General features: G+C 38.7%; 20 protein-coding genes. 11 read left to right on the plus strand and 9 right to left on the minus strand.

All coding sequences use genetic code 11. The features are described from left to right. Nucleotides 1-577 precede the first annotated feature (577 nt). The 5 genes from potE (at nucleotide 578) to QQK09_RS14905 (ending at nucleotide 6,994) form a co-directional block, all read left to right on the plus strand. Nucleotides 578-1,921 carry a putrescine-ornithine antiporter gene (gene potE, locus QQK09_RS14885; RefSeq protein ID WP_284204950.1) on the plus strand — a complete coding sequence of 448 codons (1,344 nt, stop codon included), beginning with the start codon at nucleotides 578-580 and terminating at the stop codon, nucleotides 1,919-1,921. Between the two features lie 118 nt (nucleotides 1,922-2,039). Beyond that, nucleotides 2,040-2,948, plus strand: coding sequence for a transporter substrate-binding domain-containing protein (locus QQK09_RS14890; RefSeq protein ID WP_284204951.1), 909 nt, complete (start codon nucleotides 2,040-2,042; stop codon nucleotides 2,946-2,948). Nucleotides 2,949-3,332: 384 nt separating this feature from the next. Continuing rightward, complete coding sequence (locus QQK09_RS14895; protein ID WP_284204952.1) at nucleotides 3,333-4,349, plus strand: porin; 1,017 nt, start codon at nucleotides 3,333-3,335, stop codon at nucleotides 4,347-4,349. A 355-nt stretch (nucleotides 4,350-4,704) separates the two neighbouring features. Beyond that, nucleotides 4,705-6,066: an amino acid permease gene (locus QQK09_RS14900; protein ID WP_284204953.1), complete on the plus strand. Its 1,362-nt coding sequence runs from the start codon at nucleotides 4,705-4,707 to the stop codon at nucleotides 6,064-6,066. After that, nucleotides 6,059-6,994 carry a cation efflux transmembrane domain-containing protein gene (locus tag QQK09_RS14905; protein WP_284204954.1) on the plus strand — a complete coding sequence of 312 codons (936 nt, stop codon included), beginning with the start codon at nucleotides 6,059-6,061 and terminating at the stop codon, nucleotides 6,992-6,994. The genes QQK09_RS14900 and QQK09_RS14905 overlap by 8 nt, the downstream gene beginning before the upstream one ends. Before the next feature lie 132 nt (nucleotides 6,995-7,126). Here the strand turns inward: QQK09_RS14905 and asnC are convergent, their stop codons facing one another. Continuing rightward, a complete protein-coding gene (gene asnC, locus QQK09_RS14910; protein WP_284204955.1) occupies nucleotides 7,127-7,588 on the minus strand; it encodes a transcriptional regulator AsnC in 462 nt (153 codons plus the stop codon). A 159-nt stretch (nucleotides 7,589-7,747) separates the two neighbouring features. Between asnC and asnA the strand changes: the two genes are divergently transcribed. After that, nucleotides 7,748-8,749 carry an aspartate--ammonia ligase gene (gene asnA / locus QQK09_RS14915; protein WP_284204956.1) on the plus strand — a complete coding sequence of 334 codons (1,002 nt, stop codon included), beginning with the start codon at nucleotides 7,748-7,750 and terminating at the stop codon, nucleotides 8,747-8,749. 62 nt (nucleotides 8,750-8,811) lie between these two features. Here the strand turns inward: asnA and QQK09_RS14920 are convergent, their stop codons facing one another. Together QQK09_RS14920 and QQK09_RS14925 are read right to left on the minus strand one after the other, a co-directional pair. Beyond that, entirely contained in the window at nucleotides 8,812-9,231 is a 420-nt protein-coding gene (locus QQK09_RS14920; protein WP_284204957.1) for a VOC family protein, read from the minus strand. Between the two features lie 33 nt (nucleotides 9,232-9,264). Then, nucleotides 9,265-9,870 carry an NADPH-dependent FMN reductase gene (locus QQK09_RS14925; RefSeq protein ID WP_284204958.1) on the minus strand — a complete coding sequence of 202 codons (606 nt, stop codon included), beginning with the start codon at nucleotides 9,868-9,870 and terminating at the stop codon, nucleotides 9,265-9,267. Between the two features lie 114 nt (nucleotides 9,871-9,984). Between QQK09_RS14925 and QQK09_RS14930 the strand changes: the two genes are divergently transcribed. Both QQK09_RS14930 and rsgA read left to right on the plus strand, forming a co-directional pair. Then, complete coding sequence (locus QQK09_RS14930) at nucleotides 9,985-10,626, plus strand: helix-turn-helix transcriptional regulator (RefSeq protein ID WP_284204959.1); 642 nt, start codon at nucleotides 9,985-9,987, stop codon at nucleotides 10,624-10,626. Between the two features lie 96 nt (nucleotides 10,627-10,722). After that, a complete protein-coding gene (rsgA, locus tag QQK09_RS14935) occupies nucleotides 10,723-11,769 on the plus strand; it encodes a ribosome small subunit-dependent GTPase A (protein WP_284204960.1) in 1,047 nt (348 codons plus the stop codon). A gap of 18 nt (nucleotides 11,770-11,787) precedes the next feature. Here rsgA and QQK09_RS14940 read toward each other — a convergent pair whose 3' ends face one another. The 5 genes from QQK09_RS14940 to QQK09_RS14960 all read right to left on the minus strand — a co-directional run bounded on the left by QQK09_RS14940 (nucleotide 11,788) and on the right by QQK09_RS14960 (nucleotide 17,010). Continuing rightward, nucleotides 11,788-13,248: an acyltransferase gene (locus QQK09_RS14940; protein ID WP_284204961.1), complete on the minus strand. Its 1,461-nt coding sequence runs from the start codon at nucleotides 13,246-13,248 to the stop codon at nucleotides 11,788-11,790. A gap of 317 nt (nucleotides 13,249-13,565) precedes the next feature. Next, nucleotides 13,566-13,964 (minus strand): CBS domain-containing protein, encoded by a 399-nt coding sequence (locus tag QQK09_RS14945; RefSeq protein WP_284204962.1) that lies wholly within the window; start codon nucleotides 13,962-13,964, stop codon nucleotides 13,566-13,568. A gap of 208 nt (nucleotides 13,965-14,172) precedes the next feature. After that, on the minus strand, nucleotides 14,173-15,480 hold the full coding sequence (locus QQK09_RS14950) for a TRAP transporter large permease (RefSeq protein WP_284204963.1): 1,308 nt from the start codon (nucleotides 15,478-15,480) through the stop codon (nucleotides 14,173-14,175). A 20-nt stretch (nucleotides 15,481-15,500) separates the two neighbouring features. Then, the gene (locus QQK09_RS14955; RefSeq protein WP_284204964.1) at nucleotides 15,501-15,980 is read right to left on the minus strand and encodes a TRAP transporter small permease; all 480 of its coding nucleotides are present in this window, start codon (nucleotides 15,978-15,980) and stop codon (nucleotides 15,501-15,503) included. A 73-nt stretch (nucleotides 15,981-16,053) separates the two neighbouring features. Beyond that, nucleotides 16,054-17,010, minus strand: a complete 957-nt coding sequence (locus QQK09_RS14960; protein ID WP_284204965.1) for a TRAP transporter substrate-binding protein — start codon at nucleotides 17,008-17,010, stop codon at nucleotides 16,054-16,056. A gap of 719 nt (nucleotides 17,011-17,729) precedes the next feature. On the opposite strand from QQK09_RS14960, the gene QQK09_RS14965 reads away from it, so the two are divergent. The 3 genes from QQK09_RS14965 to csrA all read left to right on the plus strand — a co-directional run bounded on the left by QQK09_RS14965 (nucleotide 17,730) and on the right by csrA (nucleotide 19,896). Next, complete coding sequence (locus QQK09_RS14965; RefSeq protein WP_284205128.1) at nucleotides 17,730-18,659, plus strand: dienelactone hydrolase family protein; 930 nt, start codon at nucleotides 17,730-17,732, stop codon at nucleotides 18,657-18,659. 250 nt (nucleotides 18,660-18,909) lie between these two features. Further along, nucleotides 18,910-19,440, plus strand: coding sequence for a DUF6942 family protein (locus QQK09_RS14970; RefSeq protein WP_284204966.1), 531 nt, complete (start codon nucleotides 18,910-18,912; stop codon nucleotides 19,438-19,440). A gap of 273 nt (nucleotides 19,441-19,713) precedes the next feature. Then, nucleotides 19,714-19,896 carry a carbon storage regulator CsrA gene (gene csrA / locus QQK09_RS14975; protein ID WP_284204967.1) on the plus strand — a complete coding sequence of 61 codons (183 nt, stop codon included), beginning with the start codon at nucleotides 19,714-19,716 and terminating at the stop codon, nucleotides 19,894-19,896. Nucleotides 19,897-20,092: 196 nt separating this feature from the next. Here the strand turns inward: csrA and QQK09_RS14980 are convergent, their stop codons facing one another. Continuing rightward, the gene (locus QQK09_RS14980; RefSeq protein ID WP_284204968.1) at nucleotides 20,093-21,010 is read right to left on the minus strand and encodes a DM13 domain-containing protein; all 918 of its coding nucleotides are present in this window, start codon (nucleotides 21,008-21,010) and stop codon (nucleotides 20,093-20,095) included. Between the last annotated feature and the right edge of the window lie 208 nt (nucleotides 21,011-21,218).

The raw sequence follows: 21,218 nt of genomic DNA on the forward strand, positions 1-21,218 counted from the left end.
GTCTGCACTGATTTTCGTGCGGGTAACAAACTTTTTTGCTTAGTTACAGTGGTATCTCTTTTGCAGCCTGCAGAGATTTTATCGAATATACAATAAATTCCCCTTTTAACCTTTAATATTTATTTCTGCTAAATATCCCCCCAATAGACTTCGTCGCAATGCATCTAGATGCTCAGTTTCTGGTTATTTACATCCATTTAGATTAAGCCAATATTAAATTATTTTTATTTATTTTGATTAAATATTGAAACAAATTACGTTTGTCTTTTAATCTTAAGTTATTGAAATGTAGTGGTTATGTTGTTATTTTTGTCTGAGATGTGATTTAAAACTCTCATTTTAACTGTGTATAAGTGTTAATGAGGATGCGATCCTCTCAATGCGATTTATAACTGCTAATAAACCTACGTAATATGCCCCCATCGAAACCAAATTACACTTTTTGATAAATATTAGGCGCTTATATTTAAGGTTATTGCAACCTGGATATGCTGTTTTTATCAAGCAGATTATAAACTCATAAATTACTGAATTTTAGACGTAATTAACACTTAAACTTTAACAAGAGAATTTTTGTATGGCAGATTCAAACAAAAAAATGACGCTCGCAGGGTTAACTACCCTTGTAGCGGTAAATATGATGGGCTCGGGTATTATCATGCTACCTGCGACCATGGCACAAATTGGTGCTGTTTCACTTCTATCATGGATCGTTACTGCGATCGGTTCAATGGCAATTGCGTATGCTTTTGCTCAATTAGGTGTCTTTTGTAACCGCTCAGGTGGTATGTCTGCCTACTCAGAAGAAGCACACGGTAAATCAAGTTTCTTCATGGCGTCATTCTTATATTGGCTATCGCTTGCGATTGGTAATGTAGCGATTGCGATTTCTGCTGTAGGTTATTTAACGCCGTTTTTCCCATGGCTTGGTACTGGTGCAACACCACTTTTCGTTGGTGTAGTTGGACTAATTTGGGTAACGACATTAGCTAATTTCGGTGGTCCTAAAATCACCGGTAACCTTGGTGCTATCAGTGTATGGGGTGTGATTATCCCTGTTGCTGGCCTTGGTGTCATTGGTTGGTTCTGGTTTGATAGCAGCGTATTTTCTGCGGCTTGGAATCCAAACAACTATGCGATAAGCGATGCAATTGCACAAAGTATCCCAATGACGTTATGGGCATTCTTAGGTATGGAATCAGCAGCACAAAACTCAGATGCTGTAGAGAACCCTAAAAAGAATGTACCCCTTGCTTGTTTATTCGGTACGTTAGGTGCAGCGGTTGTTTACATCCTATCTACAACAGTAATTCAAGGTATTGTACCAAATGCTGAATTAGCAACATCAACAGCACCTTTTGCTTATGTATATGCACAAATGTTCAATCCACTAGTGGGTAACATCATCATGGGCTTAGCAGTTATTGCTTGTGTTGGTTCATTATTAGGATGGCAGTTCACACTAGCACAAACAGCTAAATTTACAGCTGAAGTGGGCATGTTCCCTAAAGTATTCTCTAAAGTAACAAAAGCGGGTGCACCAATTATCGGTATGGTGATTGCAGGTGTGATTCAAACCTTGTTGGCTGTGTCTACGATGTCTCCCGATGCCACCGCGCAGTTCAGTAAACTGGTTAACTTAGCGGCTGTTACTAATATCGTGCCTTATATCACTGCAATTTCAGCGTTAATTATTGTAATGCGTAAAGCAAATATCACAGGCAAAGCGTTCAAACTTAATGTTGTTGTGATACTTATTGCGATTTCTTACAGTGCTTATGCATTGTATGCATCCGGTATGGAAGCCGTGTTCGGCGGTATGGTTGTAATGATGCTGTCTTACCTACTATACGGATTTATTGCTTACCGTTTTGAAGATAAAAAAGAGCCTGAAAGCATTGCAGCGAATACAGACTCATAAATAAAAAAATAGCGATGGTAAATAATACTAAGTAATAACATTTATTCATCGCTATGACAGACAATCATAGAAACAACGACCACTATATTTATTGAATTTTAAGTAAGGAAATACCGTTATGGTAAAAAATAAAATTTCGTCACTGAGTGCAGTTGCACTAACAGTGTTGATGATGGGGACTGCCCCATTGACGCAAGCCAATGAGCTTAGCAATACGCAACAAGATGGCCAGTTAAACTTTGGTTACATCGTAGATGAAGCACCATACTCATCAGTTGAAGGTAATACGCCTACTGGTTTTGCAGTTGAGTTATGTACAAAAGTAGAAGATAGCTTCAGAGCAGCGCATAACACGATTGATACAAAGGTGGTTTACCACCCTGTAACAATTGAAGAAGGCTTAAGCCAAGTGCAAAGCGGTGATCTTGATATGTTATGTGGCGCAGTAGTTGAGACGTTATCGCGTCGTCAAATAGCTGATTTCTCAACACCTATCTCTATGGGTGGAGTAAGTGCTGTAATTAATCAAGATGCAGATGCAGGTCTTAAACGCGTACTAGAAGGCGAACAAGCGCATAAGGGACCAAGATGGCGTGCAACCTTGAATCACGGTTTAGCAAATCATGCTTACGCTGTACATGAAGGTACAGTAACCGAAGCTTGGGTACGTGATCAAATTAAACAACTGGGTGTAGTGGCAACTGTCACTGTGGTTAAAACTCATGAAGACGGTGTAAAACTTGTTTCTGAAGGTAAAGCTGATGCTTATTTTGCTGACCGTGCTGAACTGGCTACACAAGTACAAAAATCTGGGTTAGATAATGTTGAATTATCACACCAGGTTTATGATAAAGCTGCAGAGCGTTTAGCCATCACTAAAGGTAACGATGAATTACGTTTAATGGTTGATCAAGTATTGAGTAACTTATATCAATCAGATGAATTTGCTCCTCTTTACAAACAATACTTTGGTGAATTAACACCAGAGGTATTGAGTCAGTACCAAGGTTATATTATCGCAGAGTAATCGCGATACAAATAAACGGCCTGTTGGTTATATCTTATGGTATCCAATGGGCTTTTTTATGCCTCCATTGTTTGTAATGGTCAGGCTATTTTTAAAGGGTATGGAATGTTATCGGCATTAATAACATTGTTATTAATTGTTTGCTAACTCCATTAATCAATTTTTAATAAAACAACTTTCAATTATTTACGTAACCGAGTCTGAAATTGACTTAGAGTTATGTAACTAGTTCAATGTTTTCATATTAAATTGTGACTAATGACACACTTTACAGACGTAGTTTTAGTAATTTTGGTGTTTAAACGTACTTGAGTTCGCGTTTAACACTAGATGTCGTATTTTTAAAATACAGAAAATTATTGTAAACAGAAAAGGAAAATGAAAATGAAAATGAAATTTATCGCTATTGCAGTAGCAGCTACTCTTCCCGCAACATTTGTTTCAGCAGCAACAGTATACCAAGGTGATGACAGTGAGTTAAATATTGGGGGCCGAGCAGAGGTTCGTGGTAATTTTTCTGATAATAACAAGACAGCAGACAATAACAGTACTTATGCAGATAACTCGCGTGTGCGTTTATCCGTTGATGGTACGCAAACGCTTTCTAATGAAGTGGCTTTTTTCGGAAAATATGAGTTTGAATTGACTGAAGCAGAGGACGGCTCTAGTGATGATATTGCAATCAATACACGTTACTTATACGCAGGTGTAGAAACAAACAGAGGTAATATCTATTACGGTCATCAGAATAATGCCGTTACCTATTTAACAGACTTCACCGATATGGCTGAAACATACAGTGGTTACGTGAATGAATATACCGTATCAACTGCCGATAGAGCAAAAAATGTATTACGTTACGAAATTACCACTGAAGAAGGGTTTACCTTCCAAATTGATGGTAATTTTAATTCAGATAGTGAAAGCGCACAAAGCACCGGTTATGGTGCCGTTATTGCTTATCAAATCCCGGTTGGTTTAGAGATTGGTATTGGTTACGCAGCGAGTGATGAAACCTATGGTAATGGTAATGATACCGATACCTCCGATGCCTTTATTGCCGCTGCTAAATATACCAACGATAATGGGATCTGGGCTGCTGTGATGTATCAAGGTGGCAGTATCTCTTATGATGGAACTAAAGGCGCAAGCTATAATGCTGCAGAAGCATTCTTAGGTTACGCTTTTGGTGATAACGCAGTTAACTTCGGTTATAGCTACTTTTCTGCTGATGATCTTGATCAGTTAGATATTGATTTTGCTACGGTTGAGTATGCGCGTTATTTCGGCAGTGTGGCATTTTTTGGTAGCTACAAACTTAACTTTGTTGACGAAAATAAAGGCGGAGAAGGCGATAATGTTGAAGATGAAGTGATGCTAGGTATGCGTTACGGATTCTAGTTTTCATTTTCATGATGTAGCGCTAGCACATTGTGTTATCGCTACATTTTTCAGCATTCAACATAGTGATTCTATGCTGGTGGCTGAAACAATACTATGTAGTTCCGTGTTAATAACCACCCTTAAGAGTAGAGCCTGTAATAAACCCCTATATCATCTTCATCCTGACTGGAAAATGTAATTAAATATCCTCGTGAGTTTATAATTACAGTCGCCAACTGTGCACCTTTTCAGTGTAAACCAGAAGATATTAGTAATGATAATGACAGCTCTATAAACGTAGATAAAAATAAATTTTTTGAGTTGTCCTTTTTGTCACTCAAGGTTTGTGTATTTAAATGATTAGGTGAGAAAAATGACCACAGTTGAAAAAATCCCCCCCACTAAATCGCTCGGAATCTGGACCTGTACCGCTTTGATTATCGGTAATATGATTGGTTCAGGTTTTTTTATTGCGCCTGCAGCTCTAGCTCCTTATGGCACCGTTGCTATTATTGGCTGGGGTGTGATGGCCTTTGCTGCGGTTTGTCTGGGCATGGTATTCGCGAGATTAGCGAGAATTATGCCGGCAACAGGTGGTCCTTATGCTTATACCCGCCTTGGATTCGGGCGTTTTACGGGCTTTTTGGTTGCATGGGGATATTGGATTTCGATATGGGCCTCATTACCAGCAATGGCAGCAGGGCTAGTCGGGTACTTGGGGCAAATATTCCCAGTTTTGCAGGAATATCGAGGGTTAAATATTGTTATTGCCCTTGGGTCTATGTGGCTGGTTGCATTTATTAATATGCGTGGCGTAAAAGAGGCTGGATTATTTCAAGCCGTTACCGTTTACACTAAATTAATTCCTTTTATCGGACTCAGTGTGTTTGGTCTTTTTTGGGTTGATTGGAGTCACTTTGCTGTGATTAATCCGAGTGATAAACCTTTCTTAGGTGCATTAGCTGCAACCGCACCCCTGACGATGTTTGCTTTTTTAGGTATTGAGTCAGCGACCGTGCCTGCTGGAGATGTCGAAAATCCGAATAAAACCATTCCACTTGCGACGATCATTGGTACGTCTGTTTCTGCCCTCGTTTATATTTTGGGTACAACCGTGGTGATGGGCGTGTTACCTCGCGAAGTGTTGATTAATTCGAGTGCACCTTTTGCAGATGCTGCGAATGCGATGTGGGGCAGTACAGCTGCGATGGTGATCTCTATCGCTGCTGTTATTTCATCGTTAGGTGCTATCAATGGCTGGACATTATTAATGGGACAAGTTCCTATGGCAGCTGCGCGTGATGGTGCAATGCCGAGGTTATTTGCAAAGGTTTCAAAAAGTGGATCGCCAAGTTGGGGGATCATGTTATCAATGACGCTTTCCAGCACCCTATTATTAATTGATGCATCAGGCTCTAATGCGATGGCCGCTTTTTATAATTTGATTGTGGATCTTTCAACTGATGCCGCGATGATTCCCTACGTATTTTGCTGTGTGGTAGAAGGTGTTCTCTTCGCGAGACGTGATAAGTTATCTAAAATATTAAATATCAAAAGCTATTGGCCCGTTGCTACGGTTGCCTTTGTTTTCTCAGTTGCGACTATCTATGGTGGAGGGCCAGATGCAGGGATGTATTCTTTACTGTTATTGATGCTTGCAGTGCCGGTATGGATCATTATTAGTCGAGAAAATAGTGATCTTGATGTGGTTAATGAGGACAGTAAAAATGGGTAGTAGTGTCTCAAAGGAGCGCGGTTTATTAAAATTTTCTATTTTTATGGGCGTGGTGTATTCGGTCATCGGTATTACCTGGGGGTTAATTTTACAATCGGGTATCATTTTATTTGATGCTATTTACTCCGGTATCGCCATTTTACTTTCAATCATGACTATCTATGCATTAGGTATTGTCACTAGCGATGAAAGCTTTGATACCGCGGGTATTGCTAAAACAAAGTTTCAAATGGGTAAAACATCGGTTGAACCGTTAGTTATTTCGATTAAATCGATAGTGATTATTAGTATCTGTTTGTATGGTTTTGTTGATGCCGTGTCCTCTTTAATTAGTGGTGGTAGTACACAAGATAACGCCTTTGCGGGTATTCTTTATGGTGTTATTACCTCTATTGTGTGTATCTGTAGCTGGCTCTACCTAAAAGTTGCAGGTAAAGATTCCCCTGATTTAGTACAAGCAGAAAGTGAGCAGTGGTTAGTTGATACGTTATTCAGCGTACTGGTCATTTTCTCCTTTGCGCTTAGTTATATGCTTGCACAAACGTCATTCAGTTATATGTCGCCCTATATTGACCCATTATCGGTAGTCTTAGCGACGGTTTATTTTGTTCAAATACCGGGCAAGCGACTAATACATAGCGTAAAAGAGCTGTTATTAATGGCGCCAAATGAACAGATACAAGCAAAAATCAATGAAGCTATCTTACAAGTGAAAGATGAGCATCAATTAGATAGTTATATTGTGCGTTCAACGAAGACGGGTAGACAGCTTAATATTGAAATCGCTTTTGTGATTGTAGATCCTAAACGGACGTTTGAGGTCGGTGATCTTGATAAAATACGTTCAGAAGTTGAGCGCTCACTGCAAAGCTTTGGTATGTCATTGTGGTTAAATATTATTTTTACCCAAGATAGACATTGGGCATAACTACAAAGAAAGGATTAATTTCAAAAGCGCTCTGCGAGGTATTATTAACAATAATACCTCGCGAGTGGCTAATTACAGGCAATGACTTCATACTTCAGGTTGTAACTCTTTAACTTATATTAATCGGCAGGATTAAGGCAATACATCACGATTAATTGGGTTTTGCAGCGAAATCAGCGTTTCTGTTGATTGAATCGCCTCTATCGCTTGTACTTTATTAATCAACGTCATCTGTAGGTGGTCGATAGAGCGCGTCATTAATTTGATAAAAATACTGTAATTACCGGTAGTGTAATAAGCCTCAACCACCTCATCAAGTTCCTGTAGTTTTTCGATAGTATCGCGATAGTCTTTTGCATGCTTGAGATTAATACCAATAAAACAGCATACGTCATAGCCGAGTGCTTTCTCATTAAGCACCACTTTTGTGCCTTCAATAATACCCGCTTGCTTCATTTTCTCGATTCGTACATGAATAGTACCGGCACTTACTGCAAACTTTTTCGCTAATTCAGCATACGCAACACGTGCATTTTCTGTTAATGCCGCCAATATGCTTTTATCAAGATTATCGATCTCATAATTTGTACTCATATTACACACCTGTTTTTATCGATTCGTTAATTATTTGGTGATTGTATTGAGGATTCTTTTTGTGTAAAGCTATTTCTGTTGTGGGTTGTTGTAATTGATGGTGCTTTCGATGAATATACTCGTAAATAATTTACTAAAACACCGATAATAGGAACGACCATGAGCACTGAGTACATTTTAAGCCAACAACAAATTAGTAAAGCAAAACAACTTTTCTCTGCACAGTTAGAAGAGAAACTAGGGTTGATCGAAGTTCAAGCGCCTATCTTGGCGAAAGTTGGTGATGGTACTCAGGATAATTTAAGTGGTCACGAAAACGCAGTATCGGTAACAGTAAAATCATTACCCTCAGCAGAGCAAGACTTTGAAGTGGTGCATTCACTGGCTAAGTGGAAGCGTAAAACCTTAGGCCAATATGCTTTTCCTGTAGGGCAAGGGCTTTATACGCACATGAAAGCGCTGCGTCCTGACGAAGAAAAGCTAAGCCCAATTCATTCTATTTATGTGGATCAATGGGATTGGGAAAAAGTGATTTGTGAAAGTACTGAACGCTCATTAGATTTCTTAAAATCAACCGTAACAACATTATATAGTGCTATTAAAGCCACTGAGTCTCAGCTTGATGCGTTATATGCATTAACACCGTTTTTGGCTGATGATATTACCTTTGTATATTCTCAGGATTTAGTGGAAAAGTACCCCGGTTTAGATGCTAAATCACGCGAACGTGAAGCGGTAAAAGAGTTTGGAGCTGTATTCTTAATTGGCATTGGTGGTCAACTATCACACGGCGATTACCATGATGTGCGCGCACCAGATTATGATGATTGGTCAACACAAACCTGTGATAAATACGCAGGGTTAAATGGTGATATTTTAGTGTGGAACCCAATACTTGAAGATGTCTTTGAAATTTCATCAATGGGGATTCGTGTTAGCCCTGAAGCACTGAAAAAACAGCTTAAGATTACCGGTGATGAAGATCGTTTAACACTCGATTGGCACAAGATGTTATTAGATTCAAAATTACCACAAACCATTGGTGGTGGTATTGGTCAGTCTCGTTTAGCGATGTTACTACTGCAAAAGCAGCATATCGGGCAGGTACAAGTGGGTGTTTGGTCTGATTGCCTAAAACAGGAAGTTGAAGCGATTCTTTAAATTTTAAAATAGCACAAGCTGAGTAAATAGTGTTTACTCAGCTTGTGTTTATTAACAGTAGCTTAAACCGTTGAATTCCTCTCTTCGAATAAATCACTAAAGTATTGAACAAACTCTACCTCATTGCCATCAGGGTCAATGTAGTAGATATTATGTCGAAAAGGATTATCCTCACCACGGGTTCGGTGCTGAAAACCCGCCGCCTCTAAGCGTTGTTGTAACGCTTTTATATTATTTATTTCAAACGCGAAATGCGCAATCCCCGCTTGATGACCTAACAGGTCACGGGCAACGGTTTCAGCATTATTATTGAGTGTTAAGAAGGTGCTATCATCCCCAAAATGTACCCAATCTCTTGGTTTTCCTGACCATTCTGCTGAGCCTGAGTCACGTACTTTCCATTCTGGGAATACGCTTTGGTAAAAATTAAGGCTAGCTGTTATATCTTTCACGACTAAGTTGATGTGCTCTAATCTAATCATAATAATTTTCCTTTGTTATTGATTATTGGTTGTTTACATTCCGTAAGCAAAACGTTGTTGGCTGTGTTTATCTTGCTGCCAATAGGCTGCGCGCACTGGTTGTTGAGCTTGTGCGTAGTGGTTGAGCATTAATAGGCAATAATCGATACGCTCGCGCATATTTTTATCCTGTTCCGAGGTGGCTGTGGGATCATTTAAGATTTCCCCTATATTACGTATGACTAAATAATCGGGCACCGTAATTAATTTAGTATTCTTTAATCCATTCATACGTAACTCTGCCACCGGGTAAGCCCCATTGATCCCTGAACTTGTCCCAACCAACATCACTGGTTTATGTGCGGTCTCGTCTAAATCACTCATCAGTAAAAGATTCTTGAGCAGTGGTGATGCTGTACCTGCCCACTCTGGTGTCATTAATATAAAGGCATCAGCTGCATGCATCTGTGCTGTTAATGTTAACCAAGCGCTATTGGTATTTTTAAAATCACACTCAGCATCCCAAAAAGGTAAATTTAACTCGCATAAGTCGATATGAGTTACCTGTTTAAAAGGCTGCTGATTGTGCTCGATAAACTTTGCCGCTTTTGCTGTTTGTGAATTTTTACGATGGCTTGCGCTAATAATTAATAATTTCATTGGTTTTACTTCCATGTTGTTTGATTTTTAACCTCTGTTAAGTAAAGTAAACGCTTTACTTAATTAAGTAAAGAAAAAACTTTACTTAATTAAGGGGTGAGTAATAATGAGGTTATGAATAAAATTGAAAAAAACAGTCATAAAAGCACCGCAAAAATATTCCAGCTGTTAAAAGAAAATGGTGAAATGAGTGCTAAACAGTTATCTGAACGATTGGCGATGACCACGATGGGGGTGCGCCAGCATCTGCAACTTTTAGAAGAGAGCGGAGAGCTTACTTTCTTTGATAAGAAAGCCCCTAGAGGACGTCCAACTCGGCTTTGGAAATTAACTGAAAAAGCAAACCACCACTTCGAAGATGGTCACGAAGAGCTAACGGTACAGCTCTTGATCTCGGTTAAAGAGGTATTTGGTGAAGCGGGATTAGAGAAATTGATCAGCAAGCGCGAAGAGACGACCTTAGCCCTGTACCAAAAAGAGGTGCTCGCTTTTGATAGCATAAGCGAGCGCTTGCAAGCGCTGGTTAAGTTGCGTAATCAAGAGGGCTATATGGCAAGCTTTGAAGTGCAACAAGATTGTTATTGGTTATATGAAAATCATTGTCCAATTTGTGCCGCTGCCACTACTTGTCTGAACTTTTGTCGATCAGAGTTACAAATATTTAGTCTGCTTTTTGAAGGTTTAGCTGTGATTACACGAGAAGAGCATATTGTAGAAGGGGCAAGACGTTGCGCGTATAAGGTGATTGCAAATTAACGATCACAGTTAAGCGTGATGACTGCAATAATGTTGGTGTTTTTAGTCAATTTAACACTACGCTTTAGTGTCATTTAATAACGAGATTAATCGATCATGAATACAACAATGTCATTACATCAATTGGGTTGGAGTGGTTTTTTTCAACAACAGCTTTCACTTGATGAGTTTGAAAACTGTCGCATTGCACGTGTGCTTGAACACCACCGAACCCGTTATTTACTTCAAACTGAAACAGAGCAACTGTCATTAACTATTAAAGCTGATATGCCAGCATTAACGGTCGGGGATTGGTTATTAATCGATGCAGATAAGTTATTTATTCGTGCCCTAGATCGATTAACACTGTTATCACGCAAAGCGGCGGGAAGCAAAGTCGCAGAGCAGTTAATCGCAGCCAACGTAAACACACTGTTTATCGTTAACGCATTAAATCATGACTTTAATTTAAGTCGTATAGAGCGTTATCTCGCCATCGCGCATGAGAGTGGTTGTGAACCGGTAATTATCTTAACTAAGCAGGATTGTTGTGAAAATGTAGATGATTATCTACAGCAAATTCACGCGTTAGATTCCTTGTTAATGGTGGAAGCGGTTAATAGCTTAGACGTGCAGAGTGTTGAAAAACTACATGGGTGGTGTAAAACCGGGCAGACGGTTGCTTTTGTTGGTTCATCGGGCGTGGGTAAATCGACCTTAGTGAATACGTTGATGCAAGAGCAGATCTTAGCCACCGCAGAAGCGCGAGCAGATGATGATAAAGGCCGTCATACCACCACCAGTCGATCATTATTTGTGATGCCAACGGGTGGGGTACTATTAGATACACCGGGAATCAGAGAGTTAAAAATTGCTGATTGTGAAGAGGGTATCAATGCGGCTTTTAGTGATATTAGTGAGCTAGCAACACAATGTCGTTTTAGTGATTGTAGCCATCAAGCTGAGCCTGGATGTGCCGTTCAAAAAGCGCTTAAAGCAGGTATCATCGATGAGCGCCGTTTAACTAATTTCTTTAAATTATTACGTGAGCAAAAACGTAATGGTGCAACACTTGCAGAGAGTCGTAGCGCAGATAAAAACCTCACCAAATTTTATAAAAAAACGCAGAATTTAGGGCGACTAAATAAGCAATCGGGGGACTGACTCGTCATTAAATTTTCACTAATGACTTTTTATTTTTTCGATTTTCCCTAAGCACCATAGGCTGCAGGTTGTTGCTAGCAGGTAAAAAATAATGAAACAAATCAACGGGCCTGTAACTAATTCTGCTAAAGGTGATCCTTCTTGTGATGTCTGGTTAGCTAGCCATTCAAATCCGCCAAATTTTGCAAAACTTATCCAGAAGGTTGCCAATACCATCGCGGTGCATAAACTACGTTTATACAGTGCAATACAGCGATCGATTGGTTTAGATATGAGTAGCACGGTAAAAAGGTAAAACGCGATGTAAACAAGAAATGCAGAGCCTACCACCATGTTTGACGTGCTATCAAATCGACTTCCTCCTTGAGCGAGGTTTGCTGCAAAAAAGAACATCCAGTAACCACCCGTAAACATCACTAAATCTTTGTGTTTTTTAATCACCTTAGCAGAGCTGAGCAATGTAACGCCTTTTCCGATTAAGAAATACAGCGAATAACAGACTGCTAGCATCGTTGGTACGAGTAGAAGTTGGTAAGTCACACTATTAGCAATAATAGTGATATTTTCTGGTGTACTGCGATAACCTAATGCAGCAACTAAAGGGCCATATAAAAGCATTAATACACCATGGTTAAGGTATATTTCACCGCTATGAACACCTAGTTTTGAAAACGATGAGCTTTCTTCATTGCTACGGACGGTGAGTGCAACCATTAACATCGCAACGGTTAATATTGGTGTAAATAGATAATATTCACCGACAGTAGCACCCAGCTGTTGAGTCAGGTATAACCCTTCAATTAACATTAACAATGCGCTAACCAGTGCAATGACTAACCATATTAGGCTGTTTTTTGAGATTGAGAGTAGTTTATCGACCCATTGTGCTTTAAGCAGTTGATACCCTAATGTTACATAAAATAGACCAAAGAAAGCAGGGTCTCGAAAATATGTGTTCAGAACGTGCAATGATTCGGGTAATAAAGGTTGGTACGACTGATTAGACAATCCAACCAAGTGCAATAGGGTTGCAATGATGAATAGGGTGCCTGTCCTGTTAAATTTTACAGCAATCATTAAAACCAGGATAGAGAAAAACAGCGCGGGCAAAAACCATAAAGTAACAAAGCCAGCAGTACCGTAATAAAATACTGTTGCGAAGCTAATTGGACTCCACACATCATAGGATAAGCCATATATCATGTGATAAATAAAAGTCCATACCAAGTACATTACGAATAATTTGGCTAAATAAGCCTTTGTGTAAGCGACTAGTGGTTTATCTTGAGTACGTTGGAAAAACAGATAACCTGCGACTATAAAAAATACCGGTACTGCGAAGCGCGCCACGATATTAAAGCCTAAATAAAAACTATTTTCTGCAACGCCCTGAAATAAATAAAATACCCAGAAGTGGATAACAAAAACAGCACAGATAGCAAAAAATTTCAAACTATCTAATGTATGTATTCTTTTCACACGGTACTCCATTTAAGTGTTTAATGATTAAGTTTTAGTCGCAATAAACAAGAGAAAAATAACAGAGTCATTTTTACCTGTGTACCTATTTAGGGTTATCTTCGGTTATTTTTCATACCTAAGCCAGTAAAAACTAAATCATTGAATTGGCTTTTAATTACAGCGGTGTATAGGCGTAAATATGATCATTAAACTGCTGTAAGTAAACAGCTAGGTAAGTCAATATGGAATGGGGGGCTTGGGGGGAGGGGAACGCAAAAAGTGATTATTTATCTTCCTGCGTTTTGTTACGTAGCGATTAAAGCTATGTCGTAAGTTTAAAAAACGTTATCGAGCAATGATTTCAACACTTGGCGTCGAGAGATAACACCGATCACTTTGTTACTGTTATCAACAACAGGATAATTTTTCGGTTGTGTGCCAATCATTTTTTCAGCTAAAGAAAATATGGTTTGATCCATTTTTATACTGAGTACATCTTCACGCATAATATCTTTAACCAATGCGACGCGTTGATTATGATAAGCAAATTGTGTGGTGACCTGAAGGCACTCTTGCTCAGATATCCAACCCAACAACTTGTTGCCTTTATCGACAACAGGACCACCTAACGCTTCTTTTTTAATGAGTTCGATTGATGCTGTAATGACCGGCATATCGTCACTAATTTTTGCAAAATTAGTGTTCATAAAATCTTTAACAATCATCTCTTTCATTTTCCATCCTTGATTTTTATATCGAAGTAGGCTGCATCAATGCATTCCACTGTGTGTAAATATTTAATTCATAAGTAGATTACCTTAGGTTGATAAGGTTAAGCAACCATTGAAAAAAATATGTCATCACTCCACTTTATAAATAGTTAACAAAAAGCCACTTAGGAAAGTGGCTTTTGATAGTAATACAATATATGAGCTTACTGCTTTATGAAATAAGACCAAAGTATCTAGGTAGGAATAAGCTGATTTCTGGAATAAATGTAATAAGCATTAAGGTGACAATGAGCACCGCACAGAAAGGTAATATCGATTTTATTACGTCTTCTATTTTGGAACCACTGACACTACAACCAACAAATAATGCCGTCCCAACAGGTGGTGTTGCAATACCAATACAAAGATTAAAAATGATCATCATTGCAAAGTGAATTGGGTCCATACCAAGTGCGGTTGCGATAGGCATAAAGATAGGTGTAAAGATCAATACGGCAGGCGTAAGGTCCATAAACATACCAACAATCAGCAGAATGATATTCATTAAAATGAAGATAATAATAGGATTATCGGAGATAGATAACATCCAGTCGCTGATCATGGTTGGTAGACCTGTAAAGGCCATTGCCCATGACATGATGGTTGAAGCACCAATCAAGAACAACATAATACCGGTAACCATTGTTGTTTCTTTACAAATTATTGGGAAATGCGACCACTTCAGTGTTCGGTAACAGAGTGACAATGTAAAAGAATAAAGCACTGCGATACATGCGCCTTCAGTTGCAGTGAATACACCGCCAATAATACCGCCGATAACGACAAAAATAAGTCCTAAGCTTGGTGTTGCTTGCCAAACAATACGTACGACATCTTTAATTGTGTAACCGCTATTTGCACTGGTTTTATAGCCTTTCTTTTTAGCAATGAAATAAGCCACAACCATACAGCTTAATCCCATTAAAATACCTGGAACATAACCTGCGATAAACAAAGCCGCAACCGATGTGCCACCTGATACAACAGAGAATACGATTAATGAATTACTCGGTGGAATCAGTAAACCTGCAGGGCAGGATGCAACGTTTACAGCCGTTGATAAGTTTTTATCATAGCCCTCTTTTTCGAGTTCTGGGCCTAAGGTTTTACCCACAGCCGCCGCGGCAGCAACGGCTGAACCAGAAACTGCACCAAACATCATATTCGCAAAGATGTTTACGTGTAAAAGTGAACCGGGAATCCAACCAACCATTAGCTTTGCAAGGTTGATAAGTCGACCCGCAATACCACCGACGTTCATGATATTCCCTGCGAGAATAAAGAAAGGGATCGCTAATAAACTGAAACTATCAATACCGGTAATTATTTTTTGACCAGCAGTAATACTCGCCACATCAAAGGGTAAAATGAAATACATGATAGTCAAAGATGACATCGCAATGGCAATCGCAATGGGCATGCTTATCGCAATCATGAATAAAAATAGGCCTAGTAGCCAAACACCAATGGACAAGTCCATAATAAAAGTCCTTTTAAAATTTATTTCTTGCTAGGTTTACAAAAAAGATCAAGCGTATTTAATACCAAATAAATGAGAATAATAACGGCTGAAATAGGTAATATTGAATAAACGGTAGACATTGGTAGTTGCAACGCAGGTGATAGTTGTTGCGTGGTTCTTCCCATCAGTGCCATTCCACCTTTAAGCATTGCTAAGGAGACAAATGCGAAACAGATTCCGTTGATGAGTAATTGTAATGCGGTATGTGCATTTCCTCTAAGATAGCCATCTAATAGAGTTATCGCTAAGTGTCCTTTAATACCAAACAGATAGCTGGCGCCTAACAATCCCAGCCACACCATCGTATAGCGAGCAAGTTCATCAGTCCAACTGCTTGGGTCATTCAACACATAACGGCTAAAAACTTGCCAAGTGACGGTGACTACCAGTAACATTAATGCAAAAGAAGAAATAAATAGAATCGACCTATCAAGTAGGTTTCTAATAGTTGTTAACATGTAGTTTTACCTCAAACTTAAAAAATTTTGCCCTAGCAAGGCTAAGGCAAAATTATATTTTTACTAATACTAATTAAAGTGCTTCAATTTTCTCAATGAATGCAGCTAATTTAGGATCTTTTTTAGCTTCATCAATCATTGGTTTAACAGCTGCGCGGAACGGGGCTTTATCCACTTCAACAAATGTTACGCCTTCTTTGATACCTTTTGCTTTATTCATATCATCAATTGCGTCCCAAAGCTTGATTTGCTCATCAAGAGACTCTGCAGCCGCTTCTTTTAAGATTTTTTGCTCTGCTGGAGATAATGAGTTAAATGCATTTTCTGAAATGATGATTACATCAGGAGTCATTAAATGTTGATCCATTGAGTAAAACTTAGCAACTTCACTGTGTTTCATTTCAACTAGGCTAGAGATGTTATTTTCTGCACCGTCAATGACGCCCTGTTGTAAAGCTGTGTAAACTTCATTGAATGGTACTGGTGTTGCTTTACCACCTAATAAGTTAACCATTTCCATCATTGTTGGCGATCCTGGTACACGTACTTTCATGCCAGCTAGATCGGCTGGAGAGTTGATCGCTTTTTTAGCATAAAAACTACGTGTACCTGAATCATAAAAAGTAAGACCAATGAAACCTTTACCAGCACTAGTCACTAACATCTCTTGTGCAGCATCACTTTTCATGAACTGTCTCATGTGTGGAATATCTCGGAATAAGAAAGGTAGTGCGTTTACTTTAAACGTTGGTTCGAAAGATTCTGCTAAACCACCGTTGATTTTAGCCATATCGATAGCACCCGTGATAACTTGCTCTGCTTGATCACGTTCAGATCCAAGTTGGCCATTCGGAAAAATTTTAATTTTTAATTCGCCATTCGATTTCGCTTTAACTTTATCTGCCATGATAACCATGCCTTTATGCGCCGCACTTTCTAACGACATAGCATGACCAAGGTTTAATGTTTTAGCATAAACGCTAGGCGCGATTAATAAAGTTGCAACTAAAGGTAACAATATCTTCTTCATAATTTAATTTCCTTATTTAACATAGTAGTGATTTCTGGTAGTCGTTTGGGTTTCTGATAACAACGATGCAATCTTACAAATACTAATAAGTATTACAATAATAAGATATATCAGTATGACGCGGGTCACGCTGTGCTGTATGAAAATAAGACGCCTGTCACTATTATGTTATTTATATATAAATAATCATGAAGTAAATTGTATGTTTTTTTGGTGCCTCATTATACGGGGCTTGGTGGGCTGTTTTCGAGTTTAATATATATTTCATTTTGCTTTTTAAATTATGAATCAATCCTTTGTCTATGCGGTTTTTCCTTTTTTTACATCTGCTTACAGCGCGTTTTAAGCTAGTTTAATGGCATCTAAATACAGTAAAACCTTCAATTTGTATGACAATATAATTGTGGTGTAGTCGACCCGTTCACAACCCATTGCTAGATAAGGGCTTTGTGATAAATATATTGCTGGAAACGTCTACACCCTGTAGCTATTTTGTTACTCTGAGTTAAGCGAATAGCAAATAGCCGTGGCAATAAGGATTTCATGTCGCATAACAATCAACCTGATAGGTCAACGAGGTTTATTAGATAAGTATTATAAAATTACCAGTTAGCGCCTCTGTTTGTGATCCAATCGAATGTACAATTTATTAAAAAATAGGTACGTTAACAATGCATTAACATTTTGATTTGATAAATAAGAGATTGAATATGGACAATATGAATACCCCATCGCAACTAGCTAGTAAATCTGAAGTGAATCAACCCGTCGCCATCCCTGAAGAAGCTTTTGATTGGTATGATGAATATGCACATGGTGATATTGATCGCCGTACCTTCTTAAAAAGGTTAGCTACGATGGCAGGTGCAGGTGTCACGTTATCGATGCTTTCCACTGCTTTATTACCTAATTATGCGTTAGCTGAGCAGGTATCCTTTAATGATGACTCTATTACTGCGACCTACGAAACTTTTGATTCGCCATTAGGGCTAGGAGAAGGGCGAGGTTATTTTGTCACTCCTAAAAAAGTAGATGGTAAATTGCCGGTGGTGCTGGTAATACATGAAAACAGAGGATTAAACCCTTATGTTAAAGATGTCGCACGCCGTTTAGCAAAAGCGGGATATATTGCCTTTGCACCTGATATTTTACATACATTGGGTGGTTACCCTGGTAATGATGATCAGGGTAAGGTGATGCAAAAGTCACTCGATAAAGCCAAAGTAGAGCAAGACTTTATTGCCGCCGCACAGTTTTTAAAAGCGCACCCATTAAGCTCTGGAAAACTCGGTGCAGTTGGTTTCTGTTTCGGTGGTTATATTGTCAATATGCTGGCTGCAACCATTCCAGAAACAATTGATGCCGGTGTGCCGTTTTATGGTACCCCTGCAAAAGCGGAGTTGAGAAAAAACATTAAAGCGCCACTATTAATTCAACTCGCTGAAAATGATAAAAGGGTGAATGCTTACCTCGCTGAACATGAAGCGGATCTGAAAAAATATAACGTGGATTATAAAGTGTATATCTATGAAAAATGTCAGCATGGTTTCCATAATGACTCTACTGCGCGTTATAACCCAGAAATGGCCGATCTTGCTTGGGATCGCACGTTGGACTTTTTCTCAAAAAATTTAGAAATGAAAAGTTAAACGTGATTGAAAAAGCCCTCAATTAAAAGGTCTTAATTTCATATTCGGACCTTTTTTATTATGACCTTTTCTATAATTAAAAAAATAGCAGGAGTGGGAAAAGCATCGTTGCAACCCGACTACTGGTATAATGCCGCAAGTAGTGGGGACAAAATTTAAGGTGCTTATCTCCTCGTTATGTCATTACCGTTTTCCAGCAAATTCTTTCAATAAAGTCAGTGAATAAAGTCAAATGATAAAAGAAGCATGTGTGTCCAATGAAGGTTTTGGTTGTTCGCAGTTTACTATTGCGGTTTATATTGCCAACAAACCCAGCATGGTTGAATATGAAAACTGTGTTGCTATGCATGCAATGACAGCGCAAGAGATCACGAAAATAGGTATTGCTTGTGGCAATGGTTGGAGAAAGGTCTTTAATGTTTATAGTAAGCTATTGTATGCATTAGATTCTGAGTTATTTTCATTTTCTGGTTGCGCACCGACTTGGCAAGGTTATCGGGACAATTTTTTATTGCAGCAGGGCAGTGGCACGGCGTTATTATTTAGCCCGCCTTTATGCTTGCCAGATAGCCAAACTATTCATATTATTAGTGGTAAGACCTATGCGAAAGCATTAATTAATTCAGACCAGTTAATGACATCATTAATCTGGTTAGATGAGTCTTTTGCTATTGATGTCGCTAAGCGTTTGATCGTGTGCCCTTATTTTGATTATAGGCAACTATCTAACCAAAAAATTGAATATTTGGCAGATTTAATAAAACAGTTAATGACTGAATAAATGCAATGAATCTAGCAATATAGGGCGATTTGCGTGTATCATGTTGAAATATTAAAAATACATTCACCTTATTTTGATGACACATCATTATTTTCCTGTTTGACATAGTAAGTTACCTTCCAAGGGAACGAATATTCACTACTTGAATGTAAAATAAATAACAATATAAACAATGCGACTGATTGGTAACGTTGAGTTGCAATGTTAATCGTAAATATAAATATATGTGGCTCAAGAGAAGTGCACATTTAATGGCTAAATTAGGAGATAAAGATGTTAATTTTAACGCGTAGAGTTGGCGAAACACTGATGATTGATGACAACGTAACTGTCACTGTTTTAGGGGTAAAAGGTAATCAAGTTCGTGTTGGCATTAATGCCCCGAAAGAGGTTTCTGTACACCGAGAAGAGATTTACATGCGTATCCAAGCCGAAAGAGATGCGCCAGCAGTTTAAGCAGGTTTCCTATTTAAAAGGAAAACGCTGTCTAATACAGAAAACGATGCTCATTGAGCATCGTTTTTTTTTGCATTTTTATTACCAATCTAACTAATTATTGCTAGTGAAATTCATTGTTAAGATTGTTGTCAGTTTTGCAATTAGAATAATGAGTGACTGTAATCCACTCCTTGTTACAAATGCTTTGAAATATCTATGATTTAAAGTTCACTTCGCCAAAGTTTGCTGAAAACTCGACACACCAGACGCTGATACTATTAAGATCGTCAAGTGTTTTACCCGTCGGTAAACGAAGTTGGACTGTTTCACTGTTGTAAGCACGGCCGACTAGCAACTGTTGGCTAACCGCAAAGGCATCATTACTTGTATATTGATTATCGCGTGCAGCATAAAAGTAAACCTGCGGCGCACTGCCGTCGTAACTAAAATTGGTCACCTCAATAGTACAGTCATCAATAATCGTTGCAGTCCCTGATACTTGGTGGGCGAGGGTGCTAAAGTCTGCACTACTACCGACAAGTTGATGGGCTTGAGTACATTCACCGGGTGTTGTTTGTTGTAGTGTGTCTAAGGTTGCTTGAAAATGACTTATCGCTTGGTTTGCGCTGATAAGTGTTGTACCTACTGCCCCTGTATTAGCGATAAAGTCGCTTATTTGTGATTCAAAATCTGGGCTCGAAAAATCAATATTTAACGCGGTTGCGAGAAGATGTGCTTGCTCGGGAATACGAATACCATTACTTAGATCTCCATCGTCATCCAGTGATTGTAAAAGTCGCAGTGAATTCACTACCGATGGATCATTAATATTGTCAGTGGAAAATAGATCTAACGGTGTGAGTGTTGTAGCTGCATCAATTTCAGGAAAACCAATATTACCAATGGAAAAGTTGATCCTTTCATCTTGTTGGAAGATAAATTTACCCTCAGCATCTGTTTTTCCAGATTGCGTTGCCGTTGTATAGTTTAAGTTTTCAACGGCAGCATCAAGAAAGTAACCACTGAATGTTGGTGTTGATTCATTATTACTATCATCACCACTTCCTCCTCCACTACCACCACAGGCAGTTAATAATAAAACCGGAAGCGTTCCTAAGAGAGTTAGTCGCATAATCTATCATCCTATTTTGTCATTAAATTAAGCACAGCCTTATGCGACAAATAATTTCCTACGGTGATCTTTTGAGTTTTATGTCGCGTTTCGCTAGCTAGTTATTGATAATACCAAACCCACTAATTATCTGATTAACCTTGCTGATTAAAAGACGTTATTTCTACGTTTCAATTTTTGCTAAGGGAATAACCTATTTACAAAAATT

It is taken from the genome of Psychromonas marina (genome assembly GCF_030161115.1).
GTDB classification, from domain to species: domain Bacteria; phylum Pseudomonadota; class Gammaproteobacteria; order Enterobacterales; family Psychromonadaceae; genus Psychromonas; species Psychromonas marina.